This window comes from Streptomyces sp. NPDC054757, assembly GCF_053612185.1.
In genome coordinates, this window is sequence record NZ_JBSHBW010000001.1 from 405660 (window position 1) to 430758 (window position 25099).

Annotated in this window: 35 protein-coding genes; 3 read left to right on the forward strand and 32 right to left on the reverse strand. The window is 66.8% G+C overall.

What is annotated here, in order from left to right:
- Nucleotides 1-49: 49 nt before the first annotated feature.
- The 27 genes from rpsM to rpsJ all read right to left on the reverse strand — a co-directional run bounded on the left by rpsM (nucleotide 50) and on the right by rpsJ (nucleotide 14053).
- Nucleotides 50-430 (reverse strand): 30S ribosomal protein S13, encoded by a 381-nt coding sequence (gene rpsM, locus ACWGKJ_RS01775; RefSeq protein ID WP_164264459.1) that lies wholly within the window; start codon nucleotides 428-430, stop codon nucleotides 50-52.
- A gap of 192 nt (nucleotides 431-622) precedes the next feature.
- Nucleotides 623-736 carry a 50S ribosomal protein L36 gene (gene rpmJ / locus ACWGKJ_RS01780; RefSeq protein WP_003956441.1) on the reverse strand — a complete coding sequence of 38 codons (114 nt, stop codon included), beginning with the start codon at nucleotides 734-736 and terminating at the stop codon, nucleotides 623-625.
- Nucleotides 737-798: 62 nt separating this feature from the next.
- The gene (gene infA, locus ACWGKJ_RS01785) at nucleotides 799-1020 is read right to left on the reverse strand and encodes a translation initiation factor IF-1 (RefSeq protein ID WP_003956442.1); all 222 of its coding nucleotides are present in this window, start codon (nucleotides 1018-1020) and stop codon (nucleotides 799-801) included.
- Nucleotides 1021-1193: 173 nt separating this feature from the next.
- On the reverse strand, nucleotides 1194-2039 hold the full coding sequence (map, locus tag ACWGKJ_RS01790) for a type I methionyl aminopeptidase (RefSeq protein WP_385022266.1): 846 nt from the start codon (nucleotides 2037-2039) through the stop codon (nucleotides 1194-1196).
- Nucleotides 2040-2142: 103 nt separating this feature from the next.
- Nucleotides 2143-2808 (reverse strand): adenylate kinase, encoded by a 666-nt coding sequence (locus tag ACWGKJ_RS01795; protein ID WP_385022263.1) that lies wholly within the window; start codon nucleotides 2806-2808, stop codon nucleotides 2143-2145.
- Nucleotides 2808-4121, reverse strand: a complete 1314-nt coding sequence (gene secY / locus ACWGKJ_RS01800) for a preprotein translocase subunit SecY (protein WP_385022260.1) — start codon at nucleotides 4119-4121, stop codon at nucleotides 2808-2810. The genes ACWGKJ_RS01795 and secY overlap by 1 nt, the downstream gene beginning before the upstream one ends.
- Nucleotides 4122-4342: 221 nt before the next feature.
- Complete coding sequence (gene rplO, locus ACWGKJ_RS01805; RefSeq protein WP_385022257.1) at nucleotides 4343-4798, reverse strand: 50S ribosomal protein L15; 456 nt, start codon at nucleotides 4796-4798, stop codon at nucleotides 4343-4345.
- Between the two features lies 1 nt (nucleotide 4799).
- Nucleotides 4800-4982, reverse strand: a complete 183-nt coding sequence (gene rpmD, locus ACWGKJ_RS01810) for a 50S ribosomal protein L30 (RefSeq protein ID WP_383032037.1) — start codon at nucleotides 4980-4982, stop codon at nucleotides 4800-4802.
- Nucleotides 4982-5584 carry a 30S ribosomal protein S5 gene (gene rpsE / locus ACWGKJ_RS01815; RefSeq protein WP_385022253.1) on the reverse strand — a complete coding sequence of 201 codons (603 nt, stop codon included), beginning with the start codon at nucleotides 5582-5584 and terminating at the stop codon, nucleotides 4982-4984. Before rpsE ends, rpmD begins: the two co-directional genes overlap by 1 nt.
- A 46-nt stretch (nucleotides 5585-5630) precedes the next feature.
- Nucleotides 5631-6014 (reverse strand): 50S ribosomal protein L18, encoded by a 384-nt coding sequence (gene rplR / locus ACWGKJ_RS01820; protein WP_385022250.1) that lies wholly within the window; start codon nucleotides 6012-6014, stop codon nucleotides 5631-5633.
- Between the two features lie 3 nt (nucleotides 6015-6017).
- On the reverse strand, nucleotides 6018-6557 hold the full coding sequence (gene rplF, locus ACWGKJ_RS01825) for a 50S ribosomal protein L6 (RefSeq protein ID WP_164264453.1): 540 nt from the start codon (nucleotides 6555-6557) through the stop codon (nucleotides 6018-6020).
- A 21-nt stretch (nucleotides 6558-6578) separates the two neighbouring features.
- Nucleotides 6579-6977 (reverse strand): 30S ribosomal protein S8, encoded by a 399-nt coding sequence (rpsH, locus tag ACWGKJ_RS01830; RefSeq protein WP_164264452.1) that lies wholly within the window; start codon nucleotides 6975-6977, stop codon nucleotides 6579-6581.
- Nucleotides 6978-7213: 236 nt separating this feature from the next.
- Nucleotides 7214-7399 carry a type Z 30S ribosomal protein S14 gene (locus ACWGKJ_RS01835; RefSeq protein WP_024491590.1) on the reverse strand — a complete coding sequence of 62 codons (186 nt, stop codon included), beginning with the start codon at nucleotides 7397-7399 and terminating at the stop codon, nucleotides 7214-7216.
- Between the two features lie 2 nt (nucleotides 7400-7401).
- On the reverse strand, nucleotides 7402-7959 hold the full coding sequence (gene rplE / locus ACWGKJ_RS01840) for a 50S ribosomal protein L5 (RefSeq protein WP_164264451.1): 558 nt from the start codon (nucleotides 7957-7959) through the stop codon (nucleotides 7402-7404).
- Nucleotides 7959-8282, reverse strand: a complete 324-nt coding sequence (gene rplX / locus ACWGKJ_RS01845) for a 50S ribosomal protein L24 (protein ID WP_164264450.1) — start codon at nucleotides 8280-8282, stop codon at nucleotides 7959-7961. Before rplX ends, rplE begins: the two co-directional genes overlap by 1 nt.
- Before the next feature lie 2 nt (nucleotides 8283-8284).
- Nucleotides 8285-8653, reverse strand: coding sequence for a 50S ribosomal protein L14 (gene rplN, locus ACWGKJ_RS01850; RefSeq protein ID WP_003966950.1), 369 nt, complete (start codon nucleotides 8651-8653; stop codon nucleotides 8285-8287).
- 111 nt (nucleotides 8654-8764) lie between these two features.
- On the reverse strand, nucleotides 8765-9049 hold the full coding sequence (rpsQ, locus tag ACWGKJ_RS01855) for a 30S ribosomal protein S17 (RefSeq protein WP_385022243.1): 285 nt from the start codon (nucleotides 9047-9049) through the stop codon (nucleotides 8765-8767).
- The gene (rpmC, locus tag ACWGKJ_RS01860; protein ID WP_028812369.1) at nucleotides 9049-9273 is read right to left on the reverse strand and encodes a 50S ribosomal protein L29; all 225 of its coding nucleotides are present in this window, start codon (nucleotides 9271-9273) and stop codon (nucleotides 9049-9051) included. The genes rpsQ and rpmC overlap by 1 nt, the downstream gene beginning before the upstream one ends.
- On the reverse strand, nucleotides 9273-9692 hold the full coding sequence (rplP, locus tag ACWGKJ_RS01865; RefSeq protein WP_164264448.1) for a 50S ribosomal protein L16: 420 nt from the start codon (nucleotides 9690-9692) through the stop codon (nucleotides 9273-9275). Before rplP ends, rpmC begins: the two co-directional genes overlap by 1 nt.
- Before the next feature lie 5 nt (nucleotides 9693-9697).
- Nucleotides 9698-10543: a 30S ribosomal protein S3 gene (gene rpsC / locus ACWGKJ_RS01870; protein ID WP_385022238.1), complete on the reverse strand. Its 846-nt coding sequence runs from the start codon at nucleotides 10541-10543 to the stop codon at nucleotides 9698-9700.
- Nucleotides 10543-10890, reverse strand: a complete 348-nt coding sequence (gene rplV, locus ACWGKJ_RS01875) for a 50S ribosomal protein L22 (protein WP_006604878.1) — start codon at nucleotides 10888-10890, stop codon at nucleotides 10543-10545. Before rplV ends, rpsC begins: the two co-directional genes overlap by 1 nt.
- A gap of 41 nt (nucleotides 10891-10931) precedes the next feature.
- A complete protein-coding gene (gene rpsS / locus ACWGKJ_RS01880) occupies nucleotides 10932-11213 on the reverse strand; it encodes a 30S ribosomal protein S19 (RefSeq protein WP_164264446.1) in 282 nt (93 codons plus the stop codon).
- Between the two features lie 12 nt (nucleotides 11214-11225).
- Nucleotides 11226-12062: a 50S ribosomal protein L2 gene (gene rplB, locus ACWGKJ_RS01885; RefSeq protein ID WP_385022234.1), complete on the reverse strand. Its 837-nt coding sequence runs from the start codon at nucleotides 12060-12062 to the stop codon at nucleotides 11226-11228.
- A 40-nt stretch (nucleotides 12063-12102) separates the two neighbouring features.
- Complete coding sequence (gene rplW, locus ACWGKJ_RS01890) at nucleotides 12103-12426, reverse strand: 50S ribosomal protein L23 (RefSeq protein ID WP_385022231.1); 324 nt, start codon at nucleotides 12424-12426, stop codon at nucleotides 12103-12105.
- Nucleotides 12426-13079: a 50S ribosomal protein L4 gene (rplD, locus tag ACWGKJ_RS01895; protein WP_385022228.1), complete on the reverse strand. Its 654-nt coding sequence runs from the start codon at nucleotides 13077-13079 to the stop codon at nucleotides 12426-12428. Before rplD ends, rplW begins: the two co-directional genes overlap by 1 nt.
- 7 nt (nucleotides 13080-13086) lie before the next feature.
- Nucleotides 13087-13731 carry a 50S ribosomal protein L3 gene (gene rplC, locus ACWGKJ_RS01900; RefSeq protein ID WP_385022225.1) on the reverse strand — a complete coding sequence of 215 codons (645 nt, stop codon included), beginning with the start codon at nucleotides 13729-13731 and terminating at the stop codon, nucleotides 13087-13089.
- 13 nt (nucleotides 13732-13744) lie between these two features.
- Nucleotides 13745-14053 (reverse strand): 30S ribosomal protein S10, encoded by a 309-nt coding sequence (gene rpsJ / locus ACWGKJ_RS01905; protein ID WP_003948644.1) that lies wholly within the window; start codon nucleotides 14051-14053, stop codon nucleotides 13745-13747.
- A 541-nt stretch (nucleotides 14054-14594) separates the two neighbouring features.
- Between rpsJ and ACWGKJ_RS01910 the strand changes: the two genes are divergently transcribed.
- Nucleotides 14595-15503 carry an RpnC/YadD family protein gene (locus ACWGKJ_RS01910; RefSeq protein ID WP_385022222.1) on the forward strand — a complete coding sequence of 303 codons (909 nt, stop codon included), beginning with the start codon at nucleotides 14595-14597 and terminating at the stop codon, nucleotides 15501-15503.
- A 96-nt stretch (nucleotides 15504-15599) separates the two neighbouring features.
- Here ACWGKJ_RS01910 and gdhA read toward each other — a convergent pair whose 3' ends face one another.
- On the reverse strand, nucleotides 15600-16964 hold the full coding sequence (gene gdhA / locus ACWGKJ_RS01915) for an NADP-specific glutamate dehydrogenase (RefSeq protein WP_385022219.1): 1365 nt from the start codon (nucleotides 16962-16964) through the stop codon (nucleotides 15600-15602).
- A 246-nt stretch (nucleotides 16965-17210) separates the two neighbouring features.
- Here gdhA and ACWGKJ_RS01920 point away from each other — a divergent pair, with 246 nt between their 5' ends.
- Nucleotides 17211-19346 carry a PIG-L family deacetylase gene (locus ACWGKJ_RS01920; RefSeq protein WP_385022216.1) on the forward strand — a complete coding sequence of 712 codons (2136 nt, stop codon included), beginning with the start codon at nucleotides 17211-17213 and terminating at the stop codon, nucleotides 19344-19346.
- A gap of 244 nt (nucleotides 19347-19590) precedes the next feature.
- On the opposite strand, the gene tuf is transcribed toward ACWGKJ_RS01920, so the two are convergent.
- The 4 genes from tuf to rpsL form a co-directional block, all read right to left on the reverse strand.
- Entirely contained in the window at nucleotides 19591-20784 is a 1194-nt protein-coding gene (gene tuf / locus ACWGKJ_RS01925) for an elongation factor Tu (protein WP_385022213.1), read from the reverse strand.
- A gap of 157 nt (nucleotides 20785-20941) precedes the next feature.
- Nucleotides 20942-23071 carry an elongation factor G gene (fusA, locus tag ACWGKJ_RS01930; protein ID WP_385022210.1) on the reverse strand — a complete coding sequence of 710 codons (2130 nt, stop codon included), beginning with the start codon at nucleotides 23069-23071 and terminating at the stop codon, nucleotides 20942-20944.
- A 38-nt stretch (nucleotides 23072-23109) separates the two neighbouring features.
- Nucleotides 23110-23580 carry a 30S ribosomal protein S7 gene (gene rpsG / locus ACWGKJ_RS01935; protein WP_164264073.1) on the reverse strand — a complete coding sequence of 157 codons (471 nt, stop codon included), beginning with the start codon at nucleotides 23578-23580 and terminating at the stop codon, nucleotides 23110-23112.
- A 2-nt stretch (nucleotides 23581-23582) separates the two neighbouring features.
- Entirely contained in the window at nucleotides 23583-23954 is a 372-nt protein-coding gene (rpsL, locus tag ACWGKJ_RS01940; RefSeq protein WP_003948652.1) for a 30S ribosomal protein S12, read from the reverse strand.
- Nucleotides 23955-24350: 396 nt separating this feature from the next.
- Between rpsL and ACWGKJ_RS01945 the strand changes: the two genes are divergently transcribed.
- On the forward strand, nucleotides 24351-25094 hold the full coding sequence (locus ACWGKJ_RS01945; protein WP_385022205.1) for a Crp/Fnr family transcriptional regulator: 744 nt from the start codon (nucleotides 24351-24353) through the stop codon (nucleotides 25092-25094).
- Nucleotides 25095-25099 lie beyond the last annotated feature (5 nt).

Here is a 25099-nt window from a genome sequence, read left to right on the forward strand (position 1 = left end):
GGTGATCGGTCCTACAGCGAAGACCGCTGAACAGCGTCCCTGCTGAGGACTACTTCTTGCCCGGCTTCTTCTTACCGGCGATCGCGCGACGCGGGCCCTTGCGGGTACGAGCGTTCGTGCTGGTGCGCTGGCCGTGGACCGGAAGCCCACGACGGTGGCGCAGACCCTGGTAGCAGCCGATCTCGACCTTGCGGCGGATGTCGGCCTGGATCTCGCGGCGGAGGTCACCCTCGGTGCGGAGGTTGGCGTCCACGTACTCGCGGATCTTGACCAGGTCTTCCTCGGCCAGATCACGAACGCGGGTGTTGGGGTCAACACCGGTGGCGGCCAGGGCTTCCTTGGACCGGGTGCGCCCGATGCCGAAGACGTAGGTGAGGGCAACCTCCACGCGCTTTTCGCGCGGGATGTCAACACCTGAAACGCGTGCCATTCAATGGCTCCTGTTGATATCGGGGGTCTTCCGCAGAGCCTCTCCCGGACGAAAGCGGCTACCGATGCGTAGCCGCTGTTCCGGGTCCCCGGCCCCCGCCGGAGGTGTCGCCCGCCGTGTCGGCTGGGCGGGCCCTGCGTATGTACGTATTTACGTGCGTCGCGCGAAGAACTGCGAGGTGCAGGTCGTGCGTCAGCCCTGGCGCTGCTTGTGGCGCAGGTTGTCGCAGATGACCATGACCCGACCGTGACGGCGGATCACCTTGCACTTGTCGCAGATCTTCTTGACGCTCGGCTTGACCTTCATGGGATGTCAGGTTCTCCGGGTCGGTGCCACCACCGCGCCGCGAGGCGGGGTGCGGGCAAGATCTACTTGTAGCGGTAGACGATCCGACCACGCGTCAGGTCGTACGGAGACAGCTCCACGACGACCCGGTCATCCGGGAGGATACGGATGTAGTGCATCCGCATCTTGCCGCTGATGTGCGCTAGGACCTTGTGACCGTTCTGAAGTTCCACCTTGAACATTGCGTTCGGGAGGGACTCGATCACGGTGCCCTCGATTTCGATGGCACCTTGCTTCTTGGCCACGCTTCGCCCTTCGAATCGGCTACCTTGATCGGCTCCGTAAAGCACGCAGGCCGACATGACATGCATGAAGACATACGGGTATACGCGAGCCGACGAGTCAGTCTACGTCAGGGCATCCATAAAGACGAATCCGGGAAGGATGCCCCACTGTCAAGATCCTTAAGCCGACCGGGTCAGCCGAGCGGGTCGGGGGCCGTCGTCACACCCAGCTCCGCCAGTTTGGCCTTGCCGCCGTCCGGCGCGGTCAGTACGAGCAGGCCCTCGTCGGTCAGCGCGATCGAATGCTCCCAGTGCGAGGACCAGGTTCCGTCGGTCGTGATGACCGTCCAGTCGTCCTCCAGCACCTGGGTGCGGGGTGTGCCCAGCGAGACCATCGGCTCGATCGCCAGGCAGAAGCCCGGGACCAGCTTCGGGTTGTGCCGGCCGATGAGGCGGCGCTTGTCGACGTAGTTCAGCAGATGCGGGTCCATGTGCATCTCGGAGCCGATGCCGTGGCCGCCGTAGTCCTCGATGATCCCGTACTTGCCGGAGGCCGGGCGGGGCTGGCGGCGGATGTAGCCCTCGATCGCCTTCGATACCTCGGCGAGCCTACCGCCCTTCTTCATCGCCGCGATCCCGGCCCACATCGACTCCTCGGTCACCCGGGAGAGCTCGACCAGCTCGGGGGCGTGTCCGGTGCCGACGAACGCGGTGTAGGCGGCGTCGCCGTGCCAGCCGTCGATGATCGCGCCGCAGTCGATCGAGATGATGTCGCCGTCCTTGAGGACGGTCTTCTCGTCCGGGATGCCGTGCACCACGACCTCGTTCACGGAGGTGCAGATCGTGGCGGGGAACCCGCCGTAGCCGAGGAAGTTCGGCTTCGCGTCGTGGTCGGCGAGCACCTTGCGGGCCACCTGGTCCAGATCGTGCGTGGTGGCGCCGGGCACGGCCGCCTCACGGGTCGCGGCGTGGATCGCGGCGACGACCAGCCCCGCCTCACGCATCTTCGCGATCTGCTCGGGAGTCTTGATCTCCACCATCGAAATTGCCTTCCGCCTCTGACCGGATCCAACTGCTCAACAGTACGGCCGCGGCGCCCTGGGGACACCGCGGCCGTACGTACACCTACTGCTGCTGCCTGTTTCAGACCTTGTCGGCCTTGTCGGCCCGCAAGGCCGCCAGGGCCCGCTCGGTCACCTCGGTGACCTTGCCGAGCGCGGAGATCGTCGACACCAGGCCCTGGGCCTTGTAGTGGTCGATGATCGGCTCGGTCTGCGTGTGGTAGACCTCCAGCCGGGTGCGCACCGTCGCCTCGGTGTCGTCACCGCGCTGGTAGAGCTCGCCGCCGCAGATGTCGCAGACGCCGTCCTTCTTCGGGCGGCTGTACTCGACGTGGAACACATGACTCGAATCGTTGCGGCAGATGCGCCGTCCCGCGATCCGCTTCACGACCTCGTCCTCGGGGACCTCCAGGTCCAGCACCGCGTCCAGCCTCTGTCCCTCGGCGCTGAGCCACGCGTCGAGCGCCTGGGCCTGGACGACATTGCGCGGGAAACCGTCGAGGAGGAAACCGTCCTCCGCGTCGGCCTGGGACATCCGCTCCTGGGCCATCCCGATGGTGACCTCGTCGGGGACCAGCTCGCCGGCGTCCATCAGCGCCTTGGCCTGCTTGCCCAGCTCCGTGCCCTGACTGATGTTGGCACGGAAGAGGTCACCCGTGGAGATGTGCGGGATGACCAGGTCCTTGGCAAGGTACGCGGCCTGCGTGCCCTTGCCCGCCCCGGGCGGTCCGACGAGGACGATACGCATCAGCGGAGGAACCCTTCGTAATTACGCTGCTGGAGCTGGCTCTCGATCTGCTTCACGGTCTCCAGACCCACACCCACGATGATGAGGATGCTCGTCCCGCCGAACGGGAAGTTCTGGTTCGCGCCGAAGCCCACCAACGCCATCGTTGGGACAAGAGCGATCACACCCAGATACAGCGACCCCGGCCAGGTGATCCGGTTGAGCACGTAGCTCAGGTACTCAGCGGTCGGTCGGCCAGCCCGGATGCCCGGGATGAAGCCACCATACTTCTTCATGTTGTCCGCGACTTCCTCGGGGTTGAACGAGATCGCCACATAGAAGAAGGCGAAGAAGACGATCAACAGGAAGTACGTGACGATGTAGGCCGGGTGGTCACCCTTGACCAGGTTGTCCTTGATCCAGGTCGCCCAGCCGGCGGTCGAACCGCTGAACTGCACGATGAGGCCCGGGATGTAGAGCAGCGACGAGGCGAAGATGACCGGGATCACACCGGCCTGGTTCACCTTGAGCGGGATGTACGTCGACGTGCCGCCGTAGGACTTCCGGCCGATCATGCGCTTCGCGTACTGAACGGGGATACGGCGCTGGGCCTGCTCCACGAAGACGACCAGCCCGACCATCGCCAGACCCACCAGGATCACGGCCCCGAACTCGATCCAGCCGCCGGCCAGCTTGCCCTGCTGCTTGACGGCCCACAGCGCGCCGGGGAAGCCGGCCGCGATGGAGACGAACATCAGGATCGACATGCCGTTGCCGATGCCGCGGTCGGTGACGAGCTCGCCCAGCCACATGACCATGCAGGTGCCCGCGGTCATGCAGATGACCATGGTCACGGTGGTGAAGATCGACTGGTCGGGGACGATCTGGTTGGCCACGGGGCAGCTGCCGAAGAGCGCGCCGGACCGGGCGGTCGCCACCAGACCGGTGCCCTGGAGGATCGCGAGCGCCACGGTCAGATAACGCGTGTACTGCGTGACCTTCGCCTGACCGGACTGCCCTTCCTTCTTCAGGGCTTCCAGCCGCGGGATCACCACGGTCAGCAGCTGCAGGATGATGCTCGCCGTGATGTACGGCATGATGCCGAGCGCGAAGATGGTGATCTGCAACAGTGCGCCACCACTGAACATGTTGACCAGACCGAAGAGACCCTGGTTGGTCTTCGTCTGGTCCAGACACTGCTGGACGTTCGAGTAGCTGACACCGGGGATCGGGATGTGTGTTCCGAGCCGGTAGACCACGATGATGGCAAGTGTGAACAGCAGCTTCTTGCGCAGGTCGGGCGTCTTGAACGCTCGGGCGAACGCGGTGAGCACGGTGCCTCCTGCGACCCCCGCGCGTCTGCGTAGAGGTGACGGTCTTGAGAATTCGACGATGGACGGTATATGTGTCGATCGGTAGTCGCGCGGTCGCCCCACGCTGAATACCGACAGTGCAGCGCCACCATACCGGCGACCCTGCCCCGCTAGGAACGACCAACCGGGGATGCCCTTTCAAAAAGGCATCCCCGGTTGGGTGTTCAGGTCATCGAGTCGTCTCAGACGAGCTCGGTGACGGTGCCGCCAGCGGCGGCAATCTTCTCCTTGGCGGAGCCGGAGACGGCGTCAACCGTCACCGTCAGCGCCACCGAGATCTCGCCCTGGCCCAGGACCTTGACGAGGCTGTTCTTGCGCACCGCGCCCTTGGCGACCAGGTCGGCCACCGTGACCTCTCCACCCTCGGGGTAGAGAGCGCCGAGCTTGTCCAGGTTGACCACCTGGAACTCGGTGCGGAACGGGTTCTTGAAGCCCTTCAGCTTCGGGAGACGCATGTGGAGGGGCATCTGCCCGCCCTCGAAGCGCTCCGGAACCTGGTAACGGGCCTTGGTGCCCTTGGTACCACGACCTGCGGTCTTACCCTTGGACGCCTCACCACGGCCCACACGGGTCTTGGCGGTCTTGGCGCCCGGGGCGGGCCGGAGGTTGTGGACCTTCAGCGGGTTGTTCTCCGCCATGTCAGTCGACCTCCTCAACCGTCACGAGGTGGCGGACGGTCTGAGCCATTCCGCGGAACTCGGGGCGGTCCTCCTTGACAACCACGTCGTGCAGGCGCTTGAGCCCGAGCGAACGCAGGGTGTCGCGGTGGTTCTGCTTGCTGCCGATGTACGACTTCGTCTGCGTGATCTTGAGGCGAGCCATTACGCACCCGCTCCCGCACGCGCACGGAGCAGAGCCGCGGGGGCGACGTCCTCAAGGGGCAGACCGCGGCGGGCCGCGATCTCCTCGGGACGCTGCAGGCCCTTGAGGGCCTCCACGGTCGCGTGCACGATGTTGATCGCGTTGTCGGAGCCGAGCGACTTCGACAGGATGTCGTGGACGCCGGCGCACTCCAGAACGGCACGCACCGGGCCACCGGCGATCACACCGGTACCGGGGGAAGCAGGCTTGAGCAGGACGACGCCTGCGGCCTTCTCGCCCGTGATCGGGTGGGGGATGGTGCCCTGGATACGCGGGACCTTGAAGAAGCTCTTCTTGGCCTCTTCGACGCCCTTGGCGATGGCCGCGGGAACTTCCTTGGCCTTGCCGTATCCGACACCTACGGTGCCGTCACCGTCTCCGACCACGACGAGCGCGGTGAAGCTGAAGCGACGGCCACCCTTGACAACCTTGGCAACGCGGTTGATCGCGACTACGCGCTCAACGTAAGCGGTCTTCTCGGCGGCAGCGCCACCGTCGCGACCCTTCCGGTCCCGCCGCTCGCCGCCACCGGCACCGCTTCCGCGGCGCTGGGGTCCAGCCATTGGATTTACCTCTCTCTGTTACGTCCGTTAGTCCCGGAACCGGGGCTCAGAACTTCAGCCCGGCTTCGCGGGCGGCGTCAGCCAGAGCGGCAATGCGCCCGGCGTACCTGTTGCCACCACGGTCGAACACGACAGCCTCGACACCCGCGGCCTTGGCACGCTCGGCGACGAGCGCGCCGACCTGCTGGGCCTGGGCGCTCTTGTCGCCCTCGCCACCGCGGATCGAGGTGTCCAGGGTCGACGCCGAGGCGAGCGTGTGGCCCGCGATGTCGTCGATGACCTGCGCAACGATGTTGCGGTTGGAACGCGTCACGACCAGGCGCGGGCGCTCCGGCGTGCCGGAGATGTGCTTGCGGACACGGACGTGGCGACGCTTGATGGCAGCGCGCTTGTACGCGTCGCCCTTGGCGATCTTTGTTCCGTATGCCATGGCTTACTTACCCGCCTTTCCGACCTTGCGGCGGATAACCTCGCCGGCGTACTTGACGCCCTTGGCCTTGTACGGGTCGGGCTTCCGCAGCTTGCGGATGTTAGCGGCGACCTCGCCGACCTTCTGCTTGTCGATGCCCTCGACGCTGAGCTTCGTGGGCGACTCGACCTTGAAGGTGATGCCCTCGGGGGCCTCAACGACGATCGGGTGGCTGTAGCCCAGGGCGAACTCCAGGTTGGAGCCCTTCGCCTGGACGCGGTAACCGACACCGCTGATTTCGAGCGCCTTGGTGTATCCCGTGGTCACGCCGGTGATCATGTTCGCCACCAGCGTGCGGGACAGGCCGTGAAGGGCCTTGTTCTGACGCTCGTCGTTAGGACGGACGACGTTGAGCACGCCGTCCTCGCCCTTGGTGACCTCGATCGGCGACGCGACGGTGTGCGAGAGGGACCCCTTGGGGCCCTTCACCGCGACCGTGCGGCCATCGATGGTGACGTCCACACCGGCGGGAACCTGGATGGGGAGCTTGCCGATTCGCGACATGAGCTTTTCCTCCGTTCCCGACTACCAGACGTAGGCGAGGACTTCCCCACCTACGCCCTTCTTGCTGGCCTGCTGGCCGGTCAGGAGACCGTGGGACGTGGAGATGATCGCCACGCCCAGGCCGCCGAGAACCTTCGGCAGATTGGTGGACTTCGCGTACACACGCAGACCCGGCTTCGAGATCCGCTTGATGCCGGCGATCGAGCGCTCGCGGTTCGGGCCGAACTTCAGCTCGAGAACGAGGTTCTTGCCGACCTCGGCGTCCTCGGTCTTCCAGCCGGTGATGAAGCCCTCCTGCTGGAGGATCTCCGCGATGTGCGACTTGATCTTGCTGTGCGGCATCACGACGGAGTCGTGGTACGCCGAGTTTGCGTTACGCAGACGCGTGAGCATGTCTGCGATGGGATCAGTCATGGTCATGAATTGGCCTTCGGCCTCTCTCGCCGGGGTTTCCTGTATGCGCCATCCCTCTCCCCGCTCAGTGGCGGGACGGGTGCGGTGCGGGGACCTACGGCGTAGTAAGCGTTTTGTCAGCGGGCTGGGCCCGCGGGCGGTCGGGCGGCAGAGGCCCAACCCCGCAAGCCTACGGCATGCGGAGGAGGGCTTCTGCCGACCAGATGCTTACCGAGAGCCTCCGACAATTCCCGAAAGGGGAATTACCAGGAGCTCTTGGTCACGCCCGGCAGCTCGCCGCGGTGGGCCATCTCACGAAGGCACACACGGCACAGGCCGAACTTGCGGTAGACGGAGTGGGGCCGGCCGCAGCGCTGGCAGCGGGTGTATCCGCGGACGCCGAACTTCGGCTTGCGGGCGGCCTTAGCGATCAGGGACTTCTTCGCCACGGTCAGTTCTCCTTGAACGGGAAGCCGAGGTGACGAAGGAGGGCACGACCCTCGTCGTCGTTGGTCGCCGTGGTGACCACGGTGATGTCCATGCCCCGGACCCGGTCGATCTTGTCCTGGTCGATCTCGTGGAACATGACCTGCTCCGTGAGACCGAAGGTGTAGTTGCCACGGCCGTCGAACTGCTTCGGCGACAGACCACGGAAGTCACGGATACGCGGAAGCGCGAGCGACAGCGTACGGTCCAGGAACTCCCACATGCGGTCACCGCGGAGGGTGACGTGGCAGCCGATCGGCTGCCCCTCGCGCAGCTTGAACTGCGCGATCGACTTGCGGGCCTTGGTCACGGCCGGCTTCTGGCCGGTGATCGTGGTGAGGTCCTTGATGGCACCGTCGATCAGCTTGGAGTCGCGGGCGGCGTCGCCCACACCCATGTTGACCACGATCTTGACGAGACCGGGGATCTGCATGACGTTCTCGTACGAGAACTCCTCACGCAGCTTGCCGGCGATTTCCTCGCGGTAGCGCGTCTTGAGACGCGGCGCAGTGGTGGCAGTCATCAGATGTCCTCACCGGTCCGCTTGGCAACGCGGATCTTGTTGCCCTCGTCGTCAAAGCGGTAGCCGACGCGGGTGACGACCTTCTTGCCGTCCTTCTCCACCACCAGCTGAACGTTGCTGACGTGGACAGGGGCTTCGGTCGTCACGATGCCACCGGTCTGCGAACCACGAGCGGTCTGGCCGGCCTTGGTGTGCTTCTTGACCCGGTTGACACCCTCGACGAGGACACGGTTCTGCGTGGGGTAGGCGACGATGACCTTGCCCTGCTTGCCGCGGTCCTTACCGGTGATGACCTGAACCAGGTCGCCCTTCTTGATCTTCATGCTTACAGCACCTCCGGCGCGAGCGAGATGATCTTCATGAACTTCTTCTCGCGCAGCTCACGGCCCACCGGGCCGAAGATACGGGTGCCGCGGGGGTCGCCGTCGTTCTTGAGAATGACGGCGGCGTTCTCGTCGAAGCGGATGTACGAGCCGTCCTGACGACGACGCTCCTTGACGGTGCGAACGATGACCGCCTTGACGACGTCACCCTTCTTCACGTTGCCACCGGGGATCGCGTCCTTGACGGTGGCGACGATTACGTCACCGATACCCGCGTAGCGGCGACCCGAGCCACCGAGAACACGAATGGTGAGAATTTCCTTCGCACCCGTGTTGTCGGCGACGCGAAGTCGCGACTCCTGCTGGATCACGTCTGTCTCCTGATCGTCTGCCGGTTCCCGGCGGGGATTCCGTATACGTCATGCACACGGAACCCCCGCCGAGCCTGGCGGAACTGACCTGAGCGATGAGCTCAGGGATTCTTACTTGGCCTTCTCGAGGATCTCGACGATGCGCCAGCGCTTCGTCGCCGAGAGCGGCCGCGTCTCCATGATGACGACGCGGTCGCCGACACCGGCGGCGTTGGACTCGTCGTGCGCCTTGAGCTTGTTCGTACGGCGGATGACCTTGCCGTACAGGGCGTGCTTGACGCGGTCCTCGACAGCGACGACGACGGTCTTGTCCATCTTGTCGCTGACGACCAGACCCTCACGGGTCTTGCGGAAACCGCGCTGCTCAGTCGTCTCAGTCACATTCATCTCGCTCATCAGGCGCTCTCCACCGTCTCGATGCCCAGCTCGCGCTCACGCATCAGGGTGTAGATCCGGGCGATGTCCTTACGGACGGACTTGAGCCGACCGTGGTTCTCGAGCTGTCCGGTCGCCGCCTGGAAGCGGAGGTTGAACAGCTCTTCCTTGGCCTCACGCAGCTTGGCGACGAGGTCCTCGTCGTTCAGCTCGCGCAGCTCGGTCGCCTTGGTACCGGCCGCCATCACGACTCACCTGCCTCGCGCCGCACGATGCGGCACTTCATCGGAAGCTTGTGGGCGGCGCGGGTCAGCGCCTCCTTAGCGACCTTCTCGTTCGGGTAGGACAGCTCGAACATCACCCGGCCGGGCTTGACGTTCGCGATCCACCACTCCGGGGAGCCCTTACCGGAACCCATGCGGGTCTCGGCGGGCTTCTTGGTGAGCGGGCGGTCCGGGTAGATGTTGATCCAGACCTTGCCGCCACGCTTGATGTGGCGGGTCATCGCGATACGAGCAGCCTCGATCTGGCGGTTCGTCACGTACGCCGGCGTCAGAGCCTGGATGCCGTACTCACCGAATGCGACCTCAGTGCCACCCTTCGCCATACCACTGCGCTTGGGGTGGTGCTGCTTGCGGTGCTTGACCCTACGAGGGATCAGCATGTCGGTCAGGCCTCCGTTCCAGTGCTCTCAGCCGGAGCAGCGGCGGCGGGAGCCTCGGCCTTGGGGGCCTCGGCTGCCGGAGCGGACTGCTGCGGCTTGCGGCCGCGGCCGCCACGCTCGCCGCCACGGCCACCACGGCCGCCGGCTGCCGGACGGTCACTGCCGCCACCACGGGCCGGGCGGTTACCCGCACGGGCCGCGGCGTTCTCGGCACGGACCTCGGCGATGTTCTTGACATTGCCCTTGTAGATCCAGACCTTCACGCCGATACGGCCGAAGGTCGTCTTGGCCTCGAAGAAGCCGTAGTCCACGTTCGCGCGGAGCGTGTGCAGCGGCACACGGCCCTCGCGGTAGAACTCCGAACGGGACATCTCGGCGCCGCCGAGACGGCCACCGCACTGGATCTTGATGCCCTTGGCGCCGGCCTTCATCGTCGACTGCATGCTCTTGCGCATGGCGCGACGGAAGGAGACACGCGAGGAGAGCTGCTCGGCGACGGCCTGGGCCACCAGCTGAGCGTCCGTCTCGGGGTTCTTGACCTCAAGGATGTTGAGCTGGACCTGCTTGCCGGTCAGCTTCTCCAGCTCGCCGCGGATGCGGTCGGCCTCGGCGCCGCGGCGGCCGATGACGATGCCCGGACGAGCGGTGTGGATGTCGACGCGGACGCGGTCGCGGGTGCGCTCGATCTCCACCTTCGAGATACCGGCGCGCTCCATGCCCTTCGTCATCATGCGACGAATGGCGACGTCTTCCTTGACGTAGTCCTTGTACAGCTTGTCGGCGTACCAACGGGACTTGAAGTCCGTGGTAATGCCGAGCCGGAACCCGTGCGGGTTAACCTTCTGGCCCATTACCGGGTTCCTTCCTTGCTGCTGACGACCACGGTGATGTGGCTGGTCCGCTTGCGGATCCGGTAGGCACGGCCCTGGGCGCGCGGACGGAACCGCTTCAGGGTCGGGCCCTCGTCGACGTACGCCTCGGAGATGACGAGGCTGCCGGCGTCGGTGTGGTCGTAATTGTGTGCGGCGTTGGCGATGGCGCTGTCAAGCACCTTGCCAACCGGCACGCTCGCGGCCTGCGGGGCGAAACGCAGGACCGCCTGAGCCTCCGTGGCATCCATGCCACGGATAAGGTCCACCACGCGGCGGGCCTTCATGGGCGTGACGCGGATGTACCGCGCCTGGGCCCTGGCTTCCATGGTTGTCCCTTCGGTGTCGTTCATAGTCTTCGCACCCCGCCTTAGCGGCGCTTCGACTTGCGGTCGTCCTTGACGTGGCCGCGGAAGGTGCGGGTCGGCGCAAACTCGCCGAGCTTGTGGCCGACCATCGACTCGGTGACGAACACCGGGACGTGGATCTTGCCGTTGTGCACCGCGATGGTGTGTCCCAGCATGTCCGGGATGATCATCGAGCGCCGGGACCAGGTCTTGATGACGTTCTTGGTGCCTGCTTCGTTCTGTACGTCCACCTTCTTGACAAGGTGTCCGTCGACGAAAGGCCCCTTCTTGAGACTGCGCGGCATCTAAACCCGCTCCTAGCGCTTCTTGTTCGTCTTGCGGCGGCGGACGATGTACTTGCTCGAAGCCTTCTTCGGCGAGCGAGTACGACCCTCCTTCTGACCCCACGGGCTGACCGGGTGGCGACCACCGGAGGTCTTGCCCTCACCACCACCGTGCGGGTGGTCGACCGGGTTCATCACGACACCGCGGACGGTCGGGCGGACGCCCTTCCAGCGCATACGGCCGGCCTTGCCCCAGTTGATGTTCGACTGCTCGGCATTGCCGACCTCGCCGATGGTGGCGCGGCAGCGGATGTCGACCAGGCGGACCTCGCCCGACGGCATACGAAGGTGCGCCATGGCGCCTTCCTTCGCGAGCAGCTGGACCGAAGCACCCGCGGAGCGGGCGATCTTCGCTCCGCCACCGGGACGCATCTCGATGGCGTGGATGGTCGTACCGACCGGGATGTTGCGCAGCGGCAGGTTGTTGCCCGGCTTGATGTCTGCGCCCGGACCGTTCTCCACCCGGTCGCCCTGGCCCAGCTTGGCCGGGGCGAGGATGTAGCGCTTCTCGCCGTCCGCGTAGTGGAGCAGCGCGATGCGCGCGGTGCGGTTCGGGTCGTACTCGATGTGCGCGACCTTGGCCGGCACGCCGTCCTTGTCGTGACGACGGAAGTCGATCACACGGAAGGCACGCTTGTGTCCGCCGCCCTGGTGGCGAACGGTGATCCGGCCGGTGTTGTTACGGCCGCCCTTGCTGTGCAGAGGGCGAACCAGCGACTTCTCCGGCGTGGACCGCGTGATCTCGACAAAGTCGGCGACGCTGGAGCCACGACGGCCCGGGGTCGTCGGCTTGTACTTGCGGATACCCATTTCTCAGTCCTCGTCCGATTCCGGACGATCCAGACCGCCGTCAGGCGGTCGGACCGCCGAAGATGTCGATACGGTCGCCCTCGGCAAGGGTCACGATGGCGCGCTTGGTGTCAGCGCGCTTTCCGAACCCGGTGCGGGTGCGCTTGCGCTTGCCCTGGCGGTTGATCGTGTTGACTCCGGTGACCTTGACCGAGAAGACCGCTTCCACGGCCTGCTTGATCTGGGTCTTGTTGGAGCCCGGCGCGACGATGAACGTGTACTTGTTCTCGTCGAGCAGCGCGTAGCTCTTCTCGGAAACAACCGGCTTGACGAGGACGTCGCGCGGGTCCGTGAAGGTCTTGCTGGTAACGGTCGTCTCAGCCATCAGACGGCGCTCCCTTCGGTCTCAGTGGTGGCCTTGGGGCCAGACACGAAGGACTCGAAGGCGGCCTTGGTGAAGACCACGTCATCGGATACGAGCACGTCGTACGTGTTCAGCTGGCCCGGCTCCAGGAGGTGCACCTGGGGCAGGTTGCGGGCGGAGAGCCACGCGGCCTCGTCCGAACGCTCGGCGACCAGGAGCACGTGCTTGCGCTCGCTGACCTTGCCCAGCAGGGACTTCGCGGCCTTGGTGGAGGCAGCGCCCTCGACCACGCCGGAGACGACGTGGATGCGAGCGTTCTGCGCCCGGTCGGTGAGGGCTCCGCGCAGGGCGGCGGCCTTCATCTTCTTGGGGGTGCGCTGCGAGTAGTCACGCGGCTGCGGGCCGTGGACGACGCCACCGCCGGCGAACTGCGGCGCACGGGTCGAACCCTGGCGCGCGCGGCCGGTGCCCTTCTGGCGGTAAGGCTTCTTACCGCCACCGCGGACTTCGCCGCGACGCTTGGTCTTGTGCGTGCCCTGACGGGCCGCGGCCAGCTGTGCGACAACGACCTGGTGGATCAGCGGGATGCTGACCTTGGCGTCGAAGATCTCCGAGGGGAGTTCGACGGTCCCGGCCTTGTCGCCTGCCGGCGAAAGGATGTCAATGGTGCTCATCGGTTCCTCAAGCCCCCTTGGCCGCGGTACGGACCAGGACGAGGCCGCCGTTCGGACCGGGGACCGCGCCCTTGATGAGCAGCAGACCCTTCTCCGCGTCAACGGCGTGGACGGTCAGGTTCTGGGTGGTGACCCGCTCGTTGCCCATGCGGCCCGCCATGCGCATGCCCTTGAAGACACGGCCCGGGGTGGCACAGCCACCGATGGAGCCCGGCTTGCGGTGCACACGGTGGGCACCGTGGGAAGCCTTGCCACCCTTGAAGTTGTGGCGCTTCATGACACCGGCGAAGCCCTTGCCCTTGCTCTTGCCCGTGACATCGACCTTGATGCCGGACTCGAACACCTGGGCGGTGATCTCCTGGCCCAGCGTGTACTCGCTGGCGTCAGGGGTGCGGAGCTCCACCAGGTGGCGGCGCGGAGTCACGTCGGCCTTGGCGAAGTGACCCTTGAGGGGCTTGTTCACCTTGCGAGGGTCGATCTCGCCGAAGGCGATCTGGACCGACTCGTAGCCGTCGGTGTCGTTCGTACGGACCTGCGTCACGACGCACGGCCCGGCCTTGACGACGGTCACCGGGACGACCCGGTTGTTCTCGTCCCAGACCTGGGTCATGCCGAGCTTCTCGCCCAGGACGCCCTTGATGTTCTTAGTCATCTCGCGCGTCACCTCAGAGCTTGATCTCGATGTCGACGCCCGCCGGCAGGTCGAGACGCATGAGCGAGTCGACCGTCTTCGGCGTGGGGTCGAGAATGTCGATGAGGCGCTTGTGCGTGCGCATCTCGAAGTGCTCGCGCGAGTCCTTGTACTTGTGCGGCGACTTGATGACGCAGTACACGTTCTTCTCAGTGGGCAGCGGCACCGGGCCTGCGACCGACGCACCAGTGCGCGTCACCGTCTCGACGATCTTCTTTGCCGAAGAGTCGATGACCTCGTGGTCGTAGGCCTTGAGCCGGATGCGGATCTTCTGTCCCGCCATGGCTACTCAGTAGTCCTGTCTCTCGTAACGCTCTGGGACCCGGCAGGTCCTGCATCCGCCTCCGACCCACGCGGTCGGGCGTGTCGCATTCCCTCTTCGAAGATCTCCCGGAGGATTTCCCAGCAAAGGGGTGCGGGCCAGTGACCGCGAGCCGGGGGACGAACACCCACCGGGCGCCTGGTCGGCACCCCGCTGACACTTCCCGGAAGATTCCCGTACGTCCGCCTCAGCGCTGCCTTACGGCAGTTGGGGCGACGAGTACTGTGGGACTTGCTTCCAGTCCTCCCGACGGGAGGCGCGCAGCATCGGCACTCAACCGAGCAACCCCGATAGTCTGCCATACGGGTCACCACGGACGCCAATCGCGGCCGGAGACTGTACCCCAGCCCTCGCCACTGCGGCCGCGGGGCGCCTGGAGAACGAGGCAGGGGCGCCGGGCGAGGTTCCGGCAGAGACCGCCGGCGTCGCCTCCATCACCTCATCGAGTGAACCACGCCGGTTTGGCATATGCCAGGGACCTATCCCCCCCAGTCTCTTCTCCATGGTCAACTCATCACACGAGGCGATGCACCGCATCTTCCAGGAGGACCCGGGGATCTTCACCCGGACCTTCGGGACGCTGGGCATCCCGTTCCCCGAGGCCGTGGCCGTCTCCCAGCTGCCCACTGATCTCACCGAGACGAAGCCGCTGGAGCGCCGCCTCGACACGCTGTTACGGGTGGACACGGCCGGAGGCGACGGCTATCTGCTGGCCGTCGAGGCCCAGGGCAGGAAGGACCCGGCCAAATACAGCAGTTGGGCGTACTACCTGGCCCATCTGCACGCCAAGTACGGTCTGGGTCCGGTCCTGCTGGTGGTCTGCCAGGACGAGGCCACCGCACGCTGGGCGACCGGACCGATCCGTATCGGCCCACCGGAATGGCCCTCTCTCACGGTGCGCCCCCTGGTGCTGGGCCCGCACAACGTCCCGGTCGTGACCGAGGTGTCGGCCGCGGCCCGTGACGTACCGCTCGCCGTGTTCTCCGCGATCACACACGGTAAGAAGCCGTATGCGCCTGCCATACTGAAGGCGCTGGCACCCGCACTCAAGACCGTCGACCCCGATACGGCGACGATTCTCGCCGAACTCACCGAACTCGGCCTGGGGGACAACCCGGCCGCCGCGATCTGGAGGAAACTCATGGCCGCCGACCTCTCCTTCTTCCGTTCGGAGACCTCCCAGCGCCTGCGGGCGGAGGGTCGTGCGGAAGGGGAAGCCCAGGGTGAGGCGAAGGGCGAGGCGAAAGGTGAGGCGAAGTCCGTGCTGCGGATCCTTGACCGGCGCGGGATCGAGACCAGTCAGGCCGTGGCCGACCGCGTCACCAGCTGCACCGACCCGGAGACTCTCCTGACCTGGCTCGACCGGGCGCTCACCGCCACCACCGCGGACGACCTCTTCGTCGAGGACTGACCCGCCCGGCTCGCGGCAACGCCGCACATCGCACAGCGGACTGGCCCCGCTCCACCGGGAGCGGGGCCAGTCCCACCAGGTGTTTCAGCGGGCCCGTCAGATGACGCCCTGGGCCAGCATCGCGTCCGCTACCCGTTCGAAACCGGCGATGTTGGCGCCGGTCACGTAGTCGCCGGGGGCGCCGTAGCGTTCGGCGGTCTCGTAGCAGGTGTGGTGGATGTCGCGCATGATCTGCAGCAGTTCGTCCTCGACGCGTGCGGGCGTCCAGCTGTCGCGGGCCGCGTTCTGCTGCATCTCCAGGGCGCTGACCGCGACGCCACCCGCGTTGGCCGCCTTGCCGGGGCCGAAGGCGACCCCCGCCTCGCGCAGGACGTCCACGGCCTCCAGGGTGGCGGGCATGTTGGCGCCCTCGGAGACCGCCTTGACCCCGTTGCGTACGAGGGTGGCGGCGGCGTCGGCGTCCAGTTCGTTCTGGGTGGCCGACGGCAGTGCGATGTCGGCGGGGACGTCCCAGACGCTGCCGCCGGTGATGTACCGGGCGGACGCACCGCGGCGCTCCGCGTACTCGCTGATGCGGGCGCGCTCGACCTCCTTGACCTGCTTGAGGAGTTCGACGTCGATGCCCTTGTCGTCGATGACGTAACCACCGGAGTCTGAGCAGGTCAGGGCGTTGGCCCCGAGGTCCTTGAGCTTCTCGATGGTGTAGATGGCGACATTGCCGGAGCCGGAGACCACCGCGGTCTGGCCCTGTACGTCCTCGCCCCGGCGGCGCAGCATCTCGGCGGCGAAGTAGACGTTCCCGTAGCCGGTCGCCTCGGGCCTGATCGCCGAGCCGCCCCAGGAGAGGCCCTTGCCGGTGAGGACGCCGGACTCCCAGCGGTTGGTGATGCGGCGGTACTGGCCGAAGAGATAGCCGATCTCCCGGCCGCCGACGCCGATGTCACCGGCGGGCACGTCGGTGTGCGCGCCGATGTGACGGTGGAGTTCCGTCATGAAGGACTGGCAGAAGCGCATGACCTCGGAGTCGGAGCGGCCGTGCGGGTCGAAGTCGCTGCCGCCCTTGCCGCCGCCGATGCCCAGACCGGTCAGCGCGTTCTTGAAGACCTGCTCGAAGCCGAGGAACTTCACGATGCCGAGGTTCACCGACGAGTGGAAGCGCAGACCGCCCTTGTACGGGCCGAGCGCGCTGTTGAACTCCACCCGGAAACCGCGGTTGACGTGGACCCTCCCCCGGTCGTCCTGCCACGGCACCCGGAAGATGATCTGCCGCTCGGGCTCGCAGAGGCGCTCCACCAGGCTCGCCTGCGCGTAGTCGTCCCGCACGGCCAGCACCGGCGCCAGGCTCTCCAGCACTTCGTGGACTGCCTGGTGGAACTCGGGCTGGGCCGGGTTGCGGTGCTCGATCTCGTTGCGCAGGGCAGCGAGCTTGTCCTTCGAAGAACTCGTGGTTGGCGGTGTCACAGGTGTCCCTTCCTGTCGGGCGCAGACGGCGGCCGCCCGTGTGCGGCGGGCGGTCGTCCGCCCCAGTGTCTCCCCTCCACAATCGTCCCGGCGAGAACGCCTGTGCCCAGCCGTCCGGTTGCTGAGACGGGCGGTACGGAGGGGCGGCGGCCCGGCCGGAAGCAACCTCCGGTCGGAGAACCCCGTCAAGCAGACCGGGAGAGCACGGGAGGGCCCGTGCAGGGGAACGGACGGAGCACCTTCACCATGGGGATATCGCCGGGGATACCGCAGGGGCCAGGCCCCACTGACCAGGGGTCCGGCCCCTCCCGTCGCCTCGTGCTCGGTGGGCTGGGTACGGCTGCGGTGTCAGCCGCGCTCACCGCGTGCTCCGTACCCGAGTCGCCGCGCCGCACCACCGGCACCGCGGACCCGATGCCGGGCAAGGCGATATCCATAGCCAGGCATGACCGGCTGATGCAGATACTGGCTCACCCGGACGACGACATGTACTTCATGAATCCGGACACCCAGCGGATGCTGGACTCCGGGACCCCGCTGGTCTGTGTGTACGTCACCGCGGGCGAGGCCACCGGTATCAATGTCGTCGCGGGGCAGCCGCACCCCGCCCCCGACAAGCCCGCCTACTCGTCGGCCCGCCACCAGGGCCTGCGCCAGGCGTACGCGGTGCAGCTGGGCCTCCCGCCGTTCACCGCGTGGCAGAAGGACGTCGTCACCCTGCGCGGCGGGCGCCGGGCCGAGGTCAACACACTGGCGCGGGGCGCCCGCCGGGTCGAACTGGTCTTCCTCAACACGGCCATGCACACCTCGCACGGCCGGCTCGGCCTTCCGTCGCTCTGGACCGACCGGGGGCTCAACCTCCCGACCGTGGTGGCCGAGGGCTCCCCGCTCCAGGAGACCGACTCGTACACGTACGACGCCCTGGTCGACGTGCTCACCGGGCTGATGGTTCAGTACCGGCCGACCGTGATCCACACCCTGGACCCGGATCCGGACATCCAGCACAGCCCGACCGCGGTGCGCCGCAAGGACAGCGAGCAGGTCGGCTACTCCGACCACGCGGACCACACCGCCACCGCCTCGTTCAGCTGGGCGGCGATGATCCGCTGGGTGGCGGAGGCGACCCGGGGCAAGGGCGAGGTGCCGGCCTTCGTCGCCACCGCGTACCGCGGCTACTACAACCGCCACTGGCCGAAGAACCTGTCCCCCGGGGTGCTCGCCCAGAAGGCCGCGAATCTTCTCCCGTACGGCGGCAACGAGGCCTGGGAGTGCGGGAATCCGGGCGGCTGCGGCGACTACAACGTGGGTATCGGCCGACCCCTGACCAACAAGAAGGGGTGGGTCCGGTCCACCCACTACCGCTATCCGGGCCCGCGCCCCGTGCTCACCACCGAGGAGGAAGGGCGGCTCGTCGGGTACGGGGTCCTCGGCCTGCGCGCGGTGCGCTGGCGGGAGACGACGCCGGGCAGCGGGCAGTGGGGGCCGCCTGACGACCTGGGCGGCGGGCCGCTGGCCCCCACCCTCGGCGCGACCGCGCTCAAGGACGGCCGGCAGCTGCTGTTCGGGCTGCGCTTCTCCTCGATTGCCGGGCACGGATCGGCCAACACCCGCGAGATAGTGCTGCTCCAACAGCGCACGCCCGGCGGGAAGTTCGCGGCGTGGACGGGGCTCGGCAATCCGGAGAGCGACCCGGACCGGGGCCGCAGGACGGGCGTCCCGGTCGCGGTCACCGACCGTACGGGCCAGGTGCATCTCTTCCTGCGCGACGCCGCCCAGTCGATCAGCACCCGGGTACGGTCCACCGCGGGGAACTGGTCCCCCTGGCGGAGCCTGGGCGGCGGCCAGATACAGGACGGGCTCTCCGCCACGGTCGACTCGGCGGGCCTGGTCCATGTGTTCGCATCGGGCCGGGACACCGTGCACCACTGGGCCCAGACCACGGCGGGCGGACCGGTGGCGCTGCGCCCGGAACCGCTGCTGCCGCTCCCCGGCGACGTCCCCACCGCGGTCGCCGCGCCGGGCGGCGGGGTGGACGTGTACTACCGCAGGCCGGCGACGGCCGCGACGACCCATGTGCACCTGGGCGATGACCGCACCAGCGACCGCACCGGTGACCGCACCGGCGACCGCACCGGCGACCGCACCAGCGCCCGGTCCACGGCGCCCGCACTGCTCGGCCAGGACGACCGGGGCCGCCTCCAGCTCCTGCTGAACGGGAAGGTGCTGCGCCGCACCGACGGCGTCGTACCACTCCAGGGCGCCGCGCTGCTGGCCGAGGGCGCCAGGACAGCCGGGACCGCCGGGAACCCGGCCGGGCCGACCGTGGCCGGCCTCGGCCCGGGTGCGCTCCCCTGGCTGTGGCGGCCGGTCAGGGACGTGTAGCCGTACGGCACACCGCCCGGCCCCGCACCACCCGCTCCCCCGCACGCCCTCGTACGCGAACACACCCCGCGTACGCGAACAGAACCACGTACGGGAACACACCCGCGCAACACACGCACAACATGAACAAAACGAACAACACGCACACACAGAAGGGCCCCCGGTCCGCCGCGAACGGCGGGCCGGGGGCCCTCTGCTGTTACCAGGTGCTCTGTGTGAGCGACCAGGTCAGACCGTCAAGTGATTACTTGATGATCTTCGTGACCTGGCCGGCGCCGACGGTCCGGCCACCCTCACGGATGGCGAACTTCAGGCCCTCTTCCATGGCGACGGGCTGGATCAGCGAGACGCTCATGAGGGTGTTGTCGCCCGGCATGACCATCTCGGTGCCCTCGGGAAGGGTCACGACGCCCGTTACGTCCGTGGTACGGAAGTAGAACTGCGGGCGGTAGTTGTTGAAGAAGGGGGTGTGACGGCCACCCTCGTCCTTCGACAGGATGTAGGCCTGGCCCTCGAACTCGGTGTGCGGCGTGACCGAACCGGGCTTGATGATGACCTGGCCGCGCTCGACGTCCTCGCGCTTGATGCCACGGAGGAGCAGACCGACGTTCTCACCGGCCTGGCCCTCGTCGAGCAGCTTGCGGAACATCTCGATGCCGGTGACCGTGGTGGTGGTCTTCTCCTGCTTGATGCCCACGATGTCAACGGTCTCGTTGACCTTGAGGACACCACGCTCGATACGACCGGTGACGACGGTGCCACGACCGGTGATCGTGAAGACGTCCTCGATCGGCATCAGGAACGGCTTCTCGACGTCACGCTCGGGCTGCGGGATCGACTCGTCGACGGCCTTCATCAGGTCGAGGACGGTGTTGCCCCACTCCTTGTCGCCCTCAAGGGCCTTGAGCGCCGAGACCTTGACGACCGGCAGGTCGTCGCCCGGGAACTCGTACTCGGAGAGGAGCTCACGGACCTCGAGCTCGACGAGCTCAAGGATCTCCTCGTCGTCCACCATGTCGGCCTTGTTCAGCGCGACGACGATGTACGGAACGCCGACCTGGCGGGCCAGGAGCACGTGCTCCTTGGTCTGCGGCATCGGGCCGTCGGTGGCGGCGACCACGAGGATGGCGCCGTCCATCTGCGCCGCACCCGTGATCATGTTCTTGATGTAGTCCGCGTGACCCGGGCAGTCGACGTGCGCGTAGTGACGCTGCTCCGTCTGGTACTCGACGTGCGCGATCGAGATCGTGATACCGCGCTGGCGCTCCTCGGGAGCCTTGTCGATCTGGTCGAAGGCCGAGGCCTCGTTCAGGTCCGGGTACGCGTCATGCAGCACCTTGGTAATGGCGGCCGTGAGGGTCGTCTTACCGTGGTCAATGTGACCGATGGTGCCGATGTTGACGTGCGGCTTAGTCCGCTCGAACTTCGCCTTCGCCACTGGGTCCTCCTGGAGTGGTTCTGTACGCCTTGCTTCATCGGCGCCAGGTGATCTTTGCTGGGATGCCGGGGCCCGGGGCACCCGTCGCATTGCTTGTGCTCTGCGACGAATGCCCCAGTGGCTCCGGTGACAAGCCTAAAGCGTGGACTCGGAAGAGTTACTCGCCCTTGGCCTTCGCGATGATCTCCTCGGCGACGTTCCGCGGAACCTCGGCGTAGGAGTCGAACTGCATCGAGTAGCTTGCGCGACCCGAGGTCTTGCTGCGGAGGTCTCCGACGTAGCCGAACATCTCCGAGAGGGGCACGAGGCCCTTCACGACGCGAGCGCCGCTGCGCTCCTCCATGGCCTGGATCTGGCCACGGCGGGAGTTGAGGTCGCCGATGACATCGCCCATGTAGTCCTCGGGCGTGGTGACCTCGACGGCCATCATCGGCTCCAGGAGCACGGGGGACGCCTTGCGGGCACCCTCCTTGAACGCCTGCGAACCGGCGATCTTGAAGGCGAGCTCCGAGGAGTCGACCTCGTGGTAGCCACCGTCGAGAAGGGTGATGCGGACACCCACCATCTCGTAACCGGCCAGGATGCCGAACTTCATGGCTTCCTGCGCACCCGCGTCCACCGAGGGGATGTACTCACGGGGGATGCGGCCACCGGTGACCTTGTTCACGAACTCGTAGCTTGCGTCGCCGCCCTCGATGGGCTCCATCGCGATCTGCACCTTCGCGAACTGGCCGGTACCACCAGTCTGCTTCTTGTGCGTGTAGTCGATACGGTCGACGGTCTTGCGGATCGTCTCGCGGTACGCGACCTGGGGCTTGCCGACGTTCGCCTCGACGCGGAACTCGCGCTTCATGCGGTCGACGAGCACCTCAAGGTGGAGCTCGCCCATACCACCGATGATGGTCTGGCCGGTCTCCTCCTCCGAGTGGACCTGGAAGGAGGGGTCCTCCTCCGAGAGCCGCTGGATGGCGACACCCAGCTTCTCCTGGTCACCCTTGGACTTGGGCTCGATGGCGACCTCGATGACCGGCGCCGGGAAGTCCATGGACTCCAGGATCACCGGCTGCTTGTCGTCGCAGAGCGTCTCACCGGTCGTGGTCTGCTTCAGCCCCATGACGGCGATGATGTCGCCCGCGCCCACCGACGCGATCTCCTCACGCTTGTTCGCGTGCATGCGGTAGATCTTGCCGATGCGCTCCTTCTTGCCCTTGACCGAGTTCAGCACCGCGGTGCCGGCCTCAAGGCGGCCCGAATAGATCCGGACGAAGGTGAGCTTGCCGAGGTGCGGGTCGCTCGCGATCTTGAACGCAAGACCGGAGAACGGCTCGTCGTCGGACGGCTGGCGCTTGACGACGGTCTCGGGGTCCTTGACGTCGTGGCCCTCGATGGCCTCGACGTCCAGGGGGGACGGCAGGTAGCGGACGACCGCGTCGAGCAGGGGCTGGACGCCCTTGTTCTTGAAGGCCGTGCCACAGAAGACGGGAGTGACGGTGACGGAGTCCGCGCTGCCCTTGGAAGCAAGGGTGATACGGCGGATCGCGGCGTGCAGCTGCTCCACGGTGGGCTCTTCGCCCTCCAGGTACAGCTCCATCATCTCGTCGTCGTTCTCCGAGACGGCTTCGAGCAGCTTGCCGCGCCACTCGTCGGCCGCCTCGATGTGGGTCTCCGGGATGTCGACGATGTCGTACATCTCGCCCTTGGTCGCCTCGGCGGACCAGACGAAGGCCTTCATCGTCACGAGGTCGACGACGCCCTTGAAGTCGGCCTCGGCGCCGATCGGGAGCTGCATGACCAGCGGCACCGCACCGAGGCGGTCGACGATCATGTCGACGCAGCGGTGGAACTCGGCACCGGTACGGTCCAGCTTGTTGACGAAGCAGATACGCGGAACGCCGTAGCGGTCCGCCTGACGCCAGACGGTCTCGGACTGCGGCTCGACGCCCGCGACACCGTCGAACACGGTGACGGCGCCGTCGAGGACGCGGAGCGAACGCTCCACCTCGACGGTGAAGTCGACGTGACCCGGGGTGTCGATGATGTTGATCGTGTGATCGACATCGTTGAGCGGCCAGTGGCAGGTCGTCGCGGCCGACGTGATCGTGATGCCGCGCTCCTGCTCCTGCTCCATCCAGTCCATCGTGGCTGCGCCGTCGTGGACTTCACCGATCTTGTAGCTCACACCGGTGTAGAAGAGGATCCGCTCAGTGGTGGTCGTCTTGCCCGCGTCGATGTGGGCCATGATCCCAATGTTGCGGACCTTGGCCAGGTCAAGCGAAGTGGTGGCCATAAGGCTCAATCTTCTCTCGGTCTCGATGTGGGTAGCGACTACCAGCGGTAGTGCGCGAAGGCCTTGTTGGACTCGGCCATCTTGTGGGTGTCCTCACGCTTCTTGACGGCAGCGCCAAGACCGTTCGAGGCGTCGAGCAGCTCGTTGGTGAGCCGCTCGGTCATCGTCTTCTCGCGACGGGCGCGGGAGTAGCCGACGACCCAGCGCAGCGCGAGGGTGGCGGCGCGACCGGGCTTGACCTCGATCGGCACCTGGTAGGTGGCGCCACCGACACGGCGGGACTTGACCTCAAGAGACGGCTTGACGTTCTCAAGGGCACGCTTCAGCGTGATGACCGGGTCGGCGCCGGTCTTCTCGCGAAGACCCTCCATGGCGCCGTACACGATCCGCTCGGCGGTGGAACGCTTGCCGTTCAGCAGGATCTTGTTGATCAGCGAGGTGACAAGAGGAGAACCATAGACCGGGTCAATGATGACCGGGCGCTTCGGGGCGGGGCCCTTACGAGGCATTCTTACTTCTCCTTCTTGGCGCCGTAGCGGCTGCGGGCCTGCTTGCGGTTCTTGACACCCTGGGTGTCGAGCGAACCGCGGATGATCTTGTAGCGAACACCGGGCAGGTCCTTCACACGGCCACCACGCACGAGCACGATCGAGTGCTCCTGCAGGTTGTGTCCCTCACCCGGGATGTAGGCCGTGACCTCGATGCCGGAGGTCAGACGAACACGCGCGACCTTGCGGAGCGCCGAGTTGGGCTTCTTCGGGGTGGTCGTGAAGACACGGGTGCAGACACCACGACGCTGGGGCGAGCCCTCGAGCGCGGGGGTCTTGTTCTTCTCGACCTTGTCCTGCCGGCCCTTACGGACCAGCTGCTGGATCGTAGGCACTACTTCTCCGGTTTCTGTGTGCCGTGTAGTGAAACTAACCTGGAACCACTCCGACCCACGCGGTCGGGTGTGTCGAATACCGCAGACCCCCGCCGAAGCAGCGGGAAGGGCAGCAGATTGCGGTGGTCACTTACAGCTCGTCATGCGGTTGAAGACACGCACAGGAGCCAGGGCACACCCCAGGCACAAGGTCAGAGCGTACCTACCGCATCGACTGCGGTCAAAACAAATGCCCCGGGCCGTAACGCACCGAGACGTCACACCTCCGCCGCGGCGGCTTCCGGGGCCCGGACCGGCCCGCCCGGAGATCATCCCGGATCGACCCGGCCCTCCGGACCCGGAGCAGCGCTCCGTCGGCTACGTTGATCGATCCGCTGTGCTGATTCGGGGGCCGATATGACAGCAGCGTACTTACCCGGCGACGGAGGACTGGACGATCGCGTTCCGTTTCTGGCCCGGCTGGAGAGCGAGGACCGGGCGGCGCTGCTCGCGCTCGGTCATGAACTGGCCTTCGCGGCCAGAGTCACCCTGCTCCATCAGCGCGAGCCGTCCTCCCATGTGCTGTTCATCCTGACCGGCTGGACCAAGGTCACCGCATCGGCCGCCAACGGGTACGAGGCCCTGCTCGCCCTGCGCGGGCCCGGCGACGTCATCGGCGAGTCCGCCGCGCTGACCGGCCGCCCCCGCTCGGCGACGGTGACCGCACTGGAGCCGGTCCGCGCCGTGGCCGTCGAGCACGAGCGCTTCACCGGGCTTCTCGGCCGCTCTCCCGCCATCTCCTTCGCCCTCCTCGGGCTGGCGTCGGACCGGACCCGCGCCGCGGACCGGCGCCGGCTGGAATTCGCCTCCATGGCCGTGCGGGAACGCTTCGCCGTGCTGCTGCTCGATCTCGCACGTACGCACGGCCGGCGCACCGAAGAGGGAATCGAGCTGACCGTACCCCTGAGCAAACAGGAGCTCGCGGGCTCCGTCGGCGCCTCACGGGAGATGGTCCAGCGGCTGCTCAAGGAGTTGCGGGAGCGCGGAGCCGTGGTCACCGGACGACGGACTCTGGTGATCACCCGGCCGGATGTGCTGCGCCTGATCGCGCGTGCCGGGCAGCCCGCCATGGACGCCCGTCGCACGGGAACCGCTGACTGAGAGTG

What these genes read in the sequence shown, in the direction of transcription:
- rpsM (WP_164264459.1), bottom strand. Translation starts at nt 430, where the DNA reads ATGGCACGCGTTTCAGGTGTTGACATCCCGCGCGAAAAGCGCGTGGAG.
- rpmJ (WP_003956441.1), bottom strand. Translation starts at nt 736, where the DNA reads ATGAAGGTCAAGCCGAGCGTCAAGAAGATCTGCGACAAGTGCAAGGTG.
- map (WP_385022266.1), bottom strand. Translation starts at nt 2,039, where the DNA reads ATGGTGGAGATCAAGACTCCCGAGCAGATCGCGAAGATGCGTGAGGCG.
- ACWGKJ_RS01795 (WP_385022263.1), bottom strand. Translation starts at nt 2,808, where the DNA reads ATGCGTATCGTCCTCGTCGGACCGCCCGGGGCGGGCAAGGGCACGCAG.
- rplO (WP_385022257.1), bottom strand. Translation starts at nt 4,798, where the DNA reads ATGGCGGAGAACAACCCGCTGAAGGTCCACAACCTCCGGCCCGCCCCG.
- rpmD (WP_383032037.1), bottom strand. Translation starts at nt 4,982, where the DNA reads ATGGCTCGCCTCAAGATCACGCAGACGAAGTCGTACATCGGCAGCAAG.
- rpsE (WP_385022253.1), bottom strand. Translation starts at nt 5,584, where the DNA reads ATGGCTGGACCCCAGCGCCGCGGAAGCGGTGCCGGTGGCGGCGAGCGG.
- rplR (WP_385022250.1), bottom strand. Translation starts at nt 6,014, where the DNA reads ATGGCATACGGAACAAAGATCGCCAAGGGCGACGCGTACAAGCGCGCT.
- rplF (WP_164264453.1), bottom strand. Translation starts at nt 6,557, where the DNA reads ATGTCGCGAATCGGCAAGCTCCCCATCCAGGTTCCCGCCGGTGTGGAC.
- rpsH (WP_164264452.1), bottom strand. Translation starts at nt 6,977, where the DNA reads ATGACCATGACTGATCCCATCGCAGACATGCTCACGCGTCTGCGTAAC.
- rplE (WP_164264451.1), bottom strand. Translation starts at nt 7,959, where the DNA reads ATGACTGCCACCACTGCGCCGCGTCTCAAGACGCGCTACCGCGAGGAA.
- rplX (WP_164264450.1), bottom strand. Translation starts at nt 8,282, where the DNA reads ATGAAGATCAAGAAGGGCGACCTGGTTCAGGTCATCACCGGTAAGGAC.
- rpsQ (WP_385022243.1), bottom strand. Translation starts at nt 9,049, where the DNA reads ATGAGCGAGATGAATGTGACTGAGACGACTGAGCAGCGCGGTTTCCGC.
- rpmC (WP_028812369.1), bottom strand. Translation starts at nt 9,273, where the DNA reads ATGGCGGCCGGTACCAAGGCGACCGAGCTGCGCGAGCTGAACGACGAG.
- rplP (WP_164264448.1), bottom strand. Translation starts at nt 9,692, where the DNA reads ATGCTGATCCCTCGTAGGGTCAAGCACCGCAAGCAGCACCACCCCAAG.
- rpsC (WP_385022238.1), bottom strand. Translation starts at nt 10,543, where the DNA reads ATGGGCCAGAAGGTTAACCCGCACGGGTTCCGGCTCGGCATTACCACG.
- rplV (WP_006604878.1), bottom strand. Translation starts at nt 10,890, where the DNA reads ATGGAAGCCAGGGCCCAGGCGCGGTACATCCGCGTCACGCCCATGAAG.
- rpsS (WP_164264446.1), bottom strand. Translation starts at nt 11,213, where the DNA reads ATGCCGCGCAGTCTCAAGAAGGGGCCTTTCGTCGACGGACACCTTGTC.
- rplB (WP_385022234.1), bottom strand. Translation starts at nt 12,062, where the DNA reads ATGGGTATCCGCAAGTACAAGCCGACGACCCCGGGCCGTCGTGGCTCC.
- rplW (WP_385022231.1), bottom strand. Translation starts at nt 12,426, where the DNA reads ATGGCTGAGACGACCGTTACCAGCAAGACCTTCACGGACCCGCGCGAC.
- rplD (WP_385022228.1), bottom strand. Translation starts at nt 13,079, where the DNA reads ATGAGCACCATTGACATCCTTTCGCCGGCAGGCGACAAGGCCGGGACC.
- rplC (WP_385022225.1), bottom strand. Translation starts at nt 13,731, where the DNA reads ATGACTAAGAACATCAAGGGCGTCCTGGGCGAGAAGCTCGGCATGACC.
- rpsJ (WP_003948644.1), bottom strand. Translation starts at nt 14,053, where the DNA reads ATGGCGGGACAGAAGATCCGCATCCGGCTCAAGGCCTACGACCACGAG.
- ACWGKJ_RS01910 (WP_385022222.1), top strand. Translation starts at nt 14,595, where the DNA reads ATGGTCAACTCATCACACGAGGCGATGCACCGCATCTTCCAGGAGGAC.
- ACWGKJ_RS01920 (WP_385022216.1), top strand. Translation starts at nt 17,211, where the DNA reads ATGGGGATATCGCCGGGGATACCGCAGGGGCCAGGCCCCACTGACCAG.
- fusA (WP_385022210.1), bottom strand. Translation starts at nt 23,071, where the DNA reads ATGGCCACCACTTCGCTTGACCTGGCCAAGGTCCGCAACATTGGGATC.
- rpsG (WP_164264073.1), bottom strand. Translation starts at nt 23,580, where the DNA reads ATGCCTCGTAAGGGCCCCGCCCCGAAGCGCCCGGTCATCATTGACCCG.
- ACWGKJ_RS01945 (WP_385022205.1), top strand. Translation starts at nt 24,351, where the DNA reads ATGACAGCAGCGTACTTACCCGGCGACGGAGGACTGGACGATCGCGTT.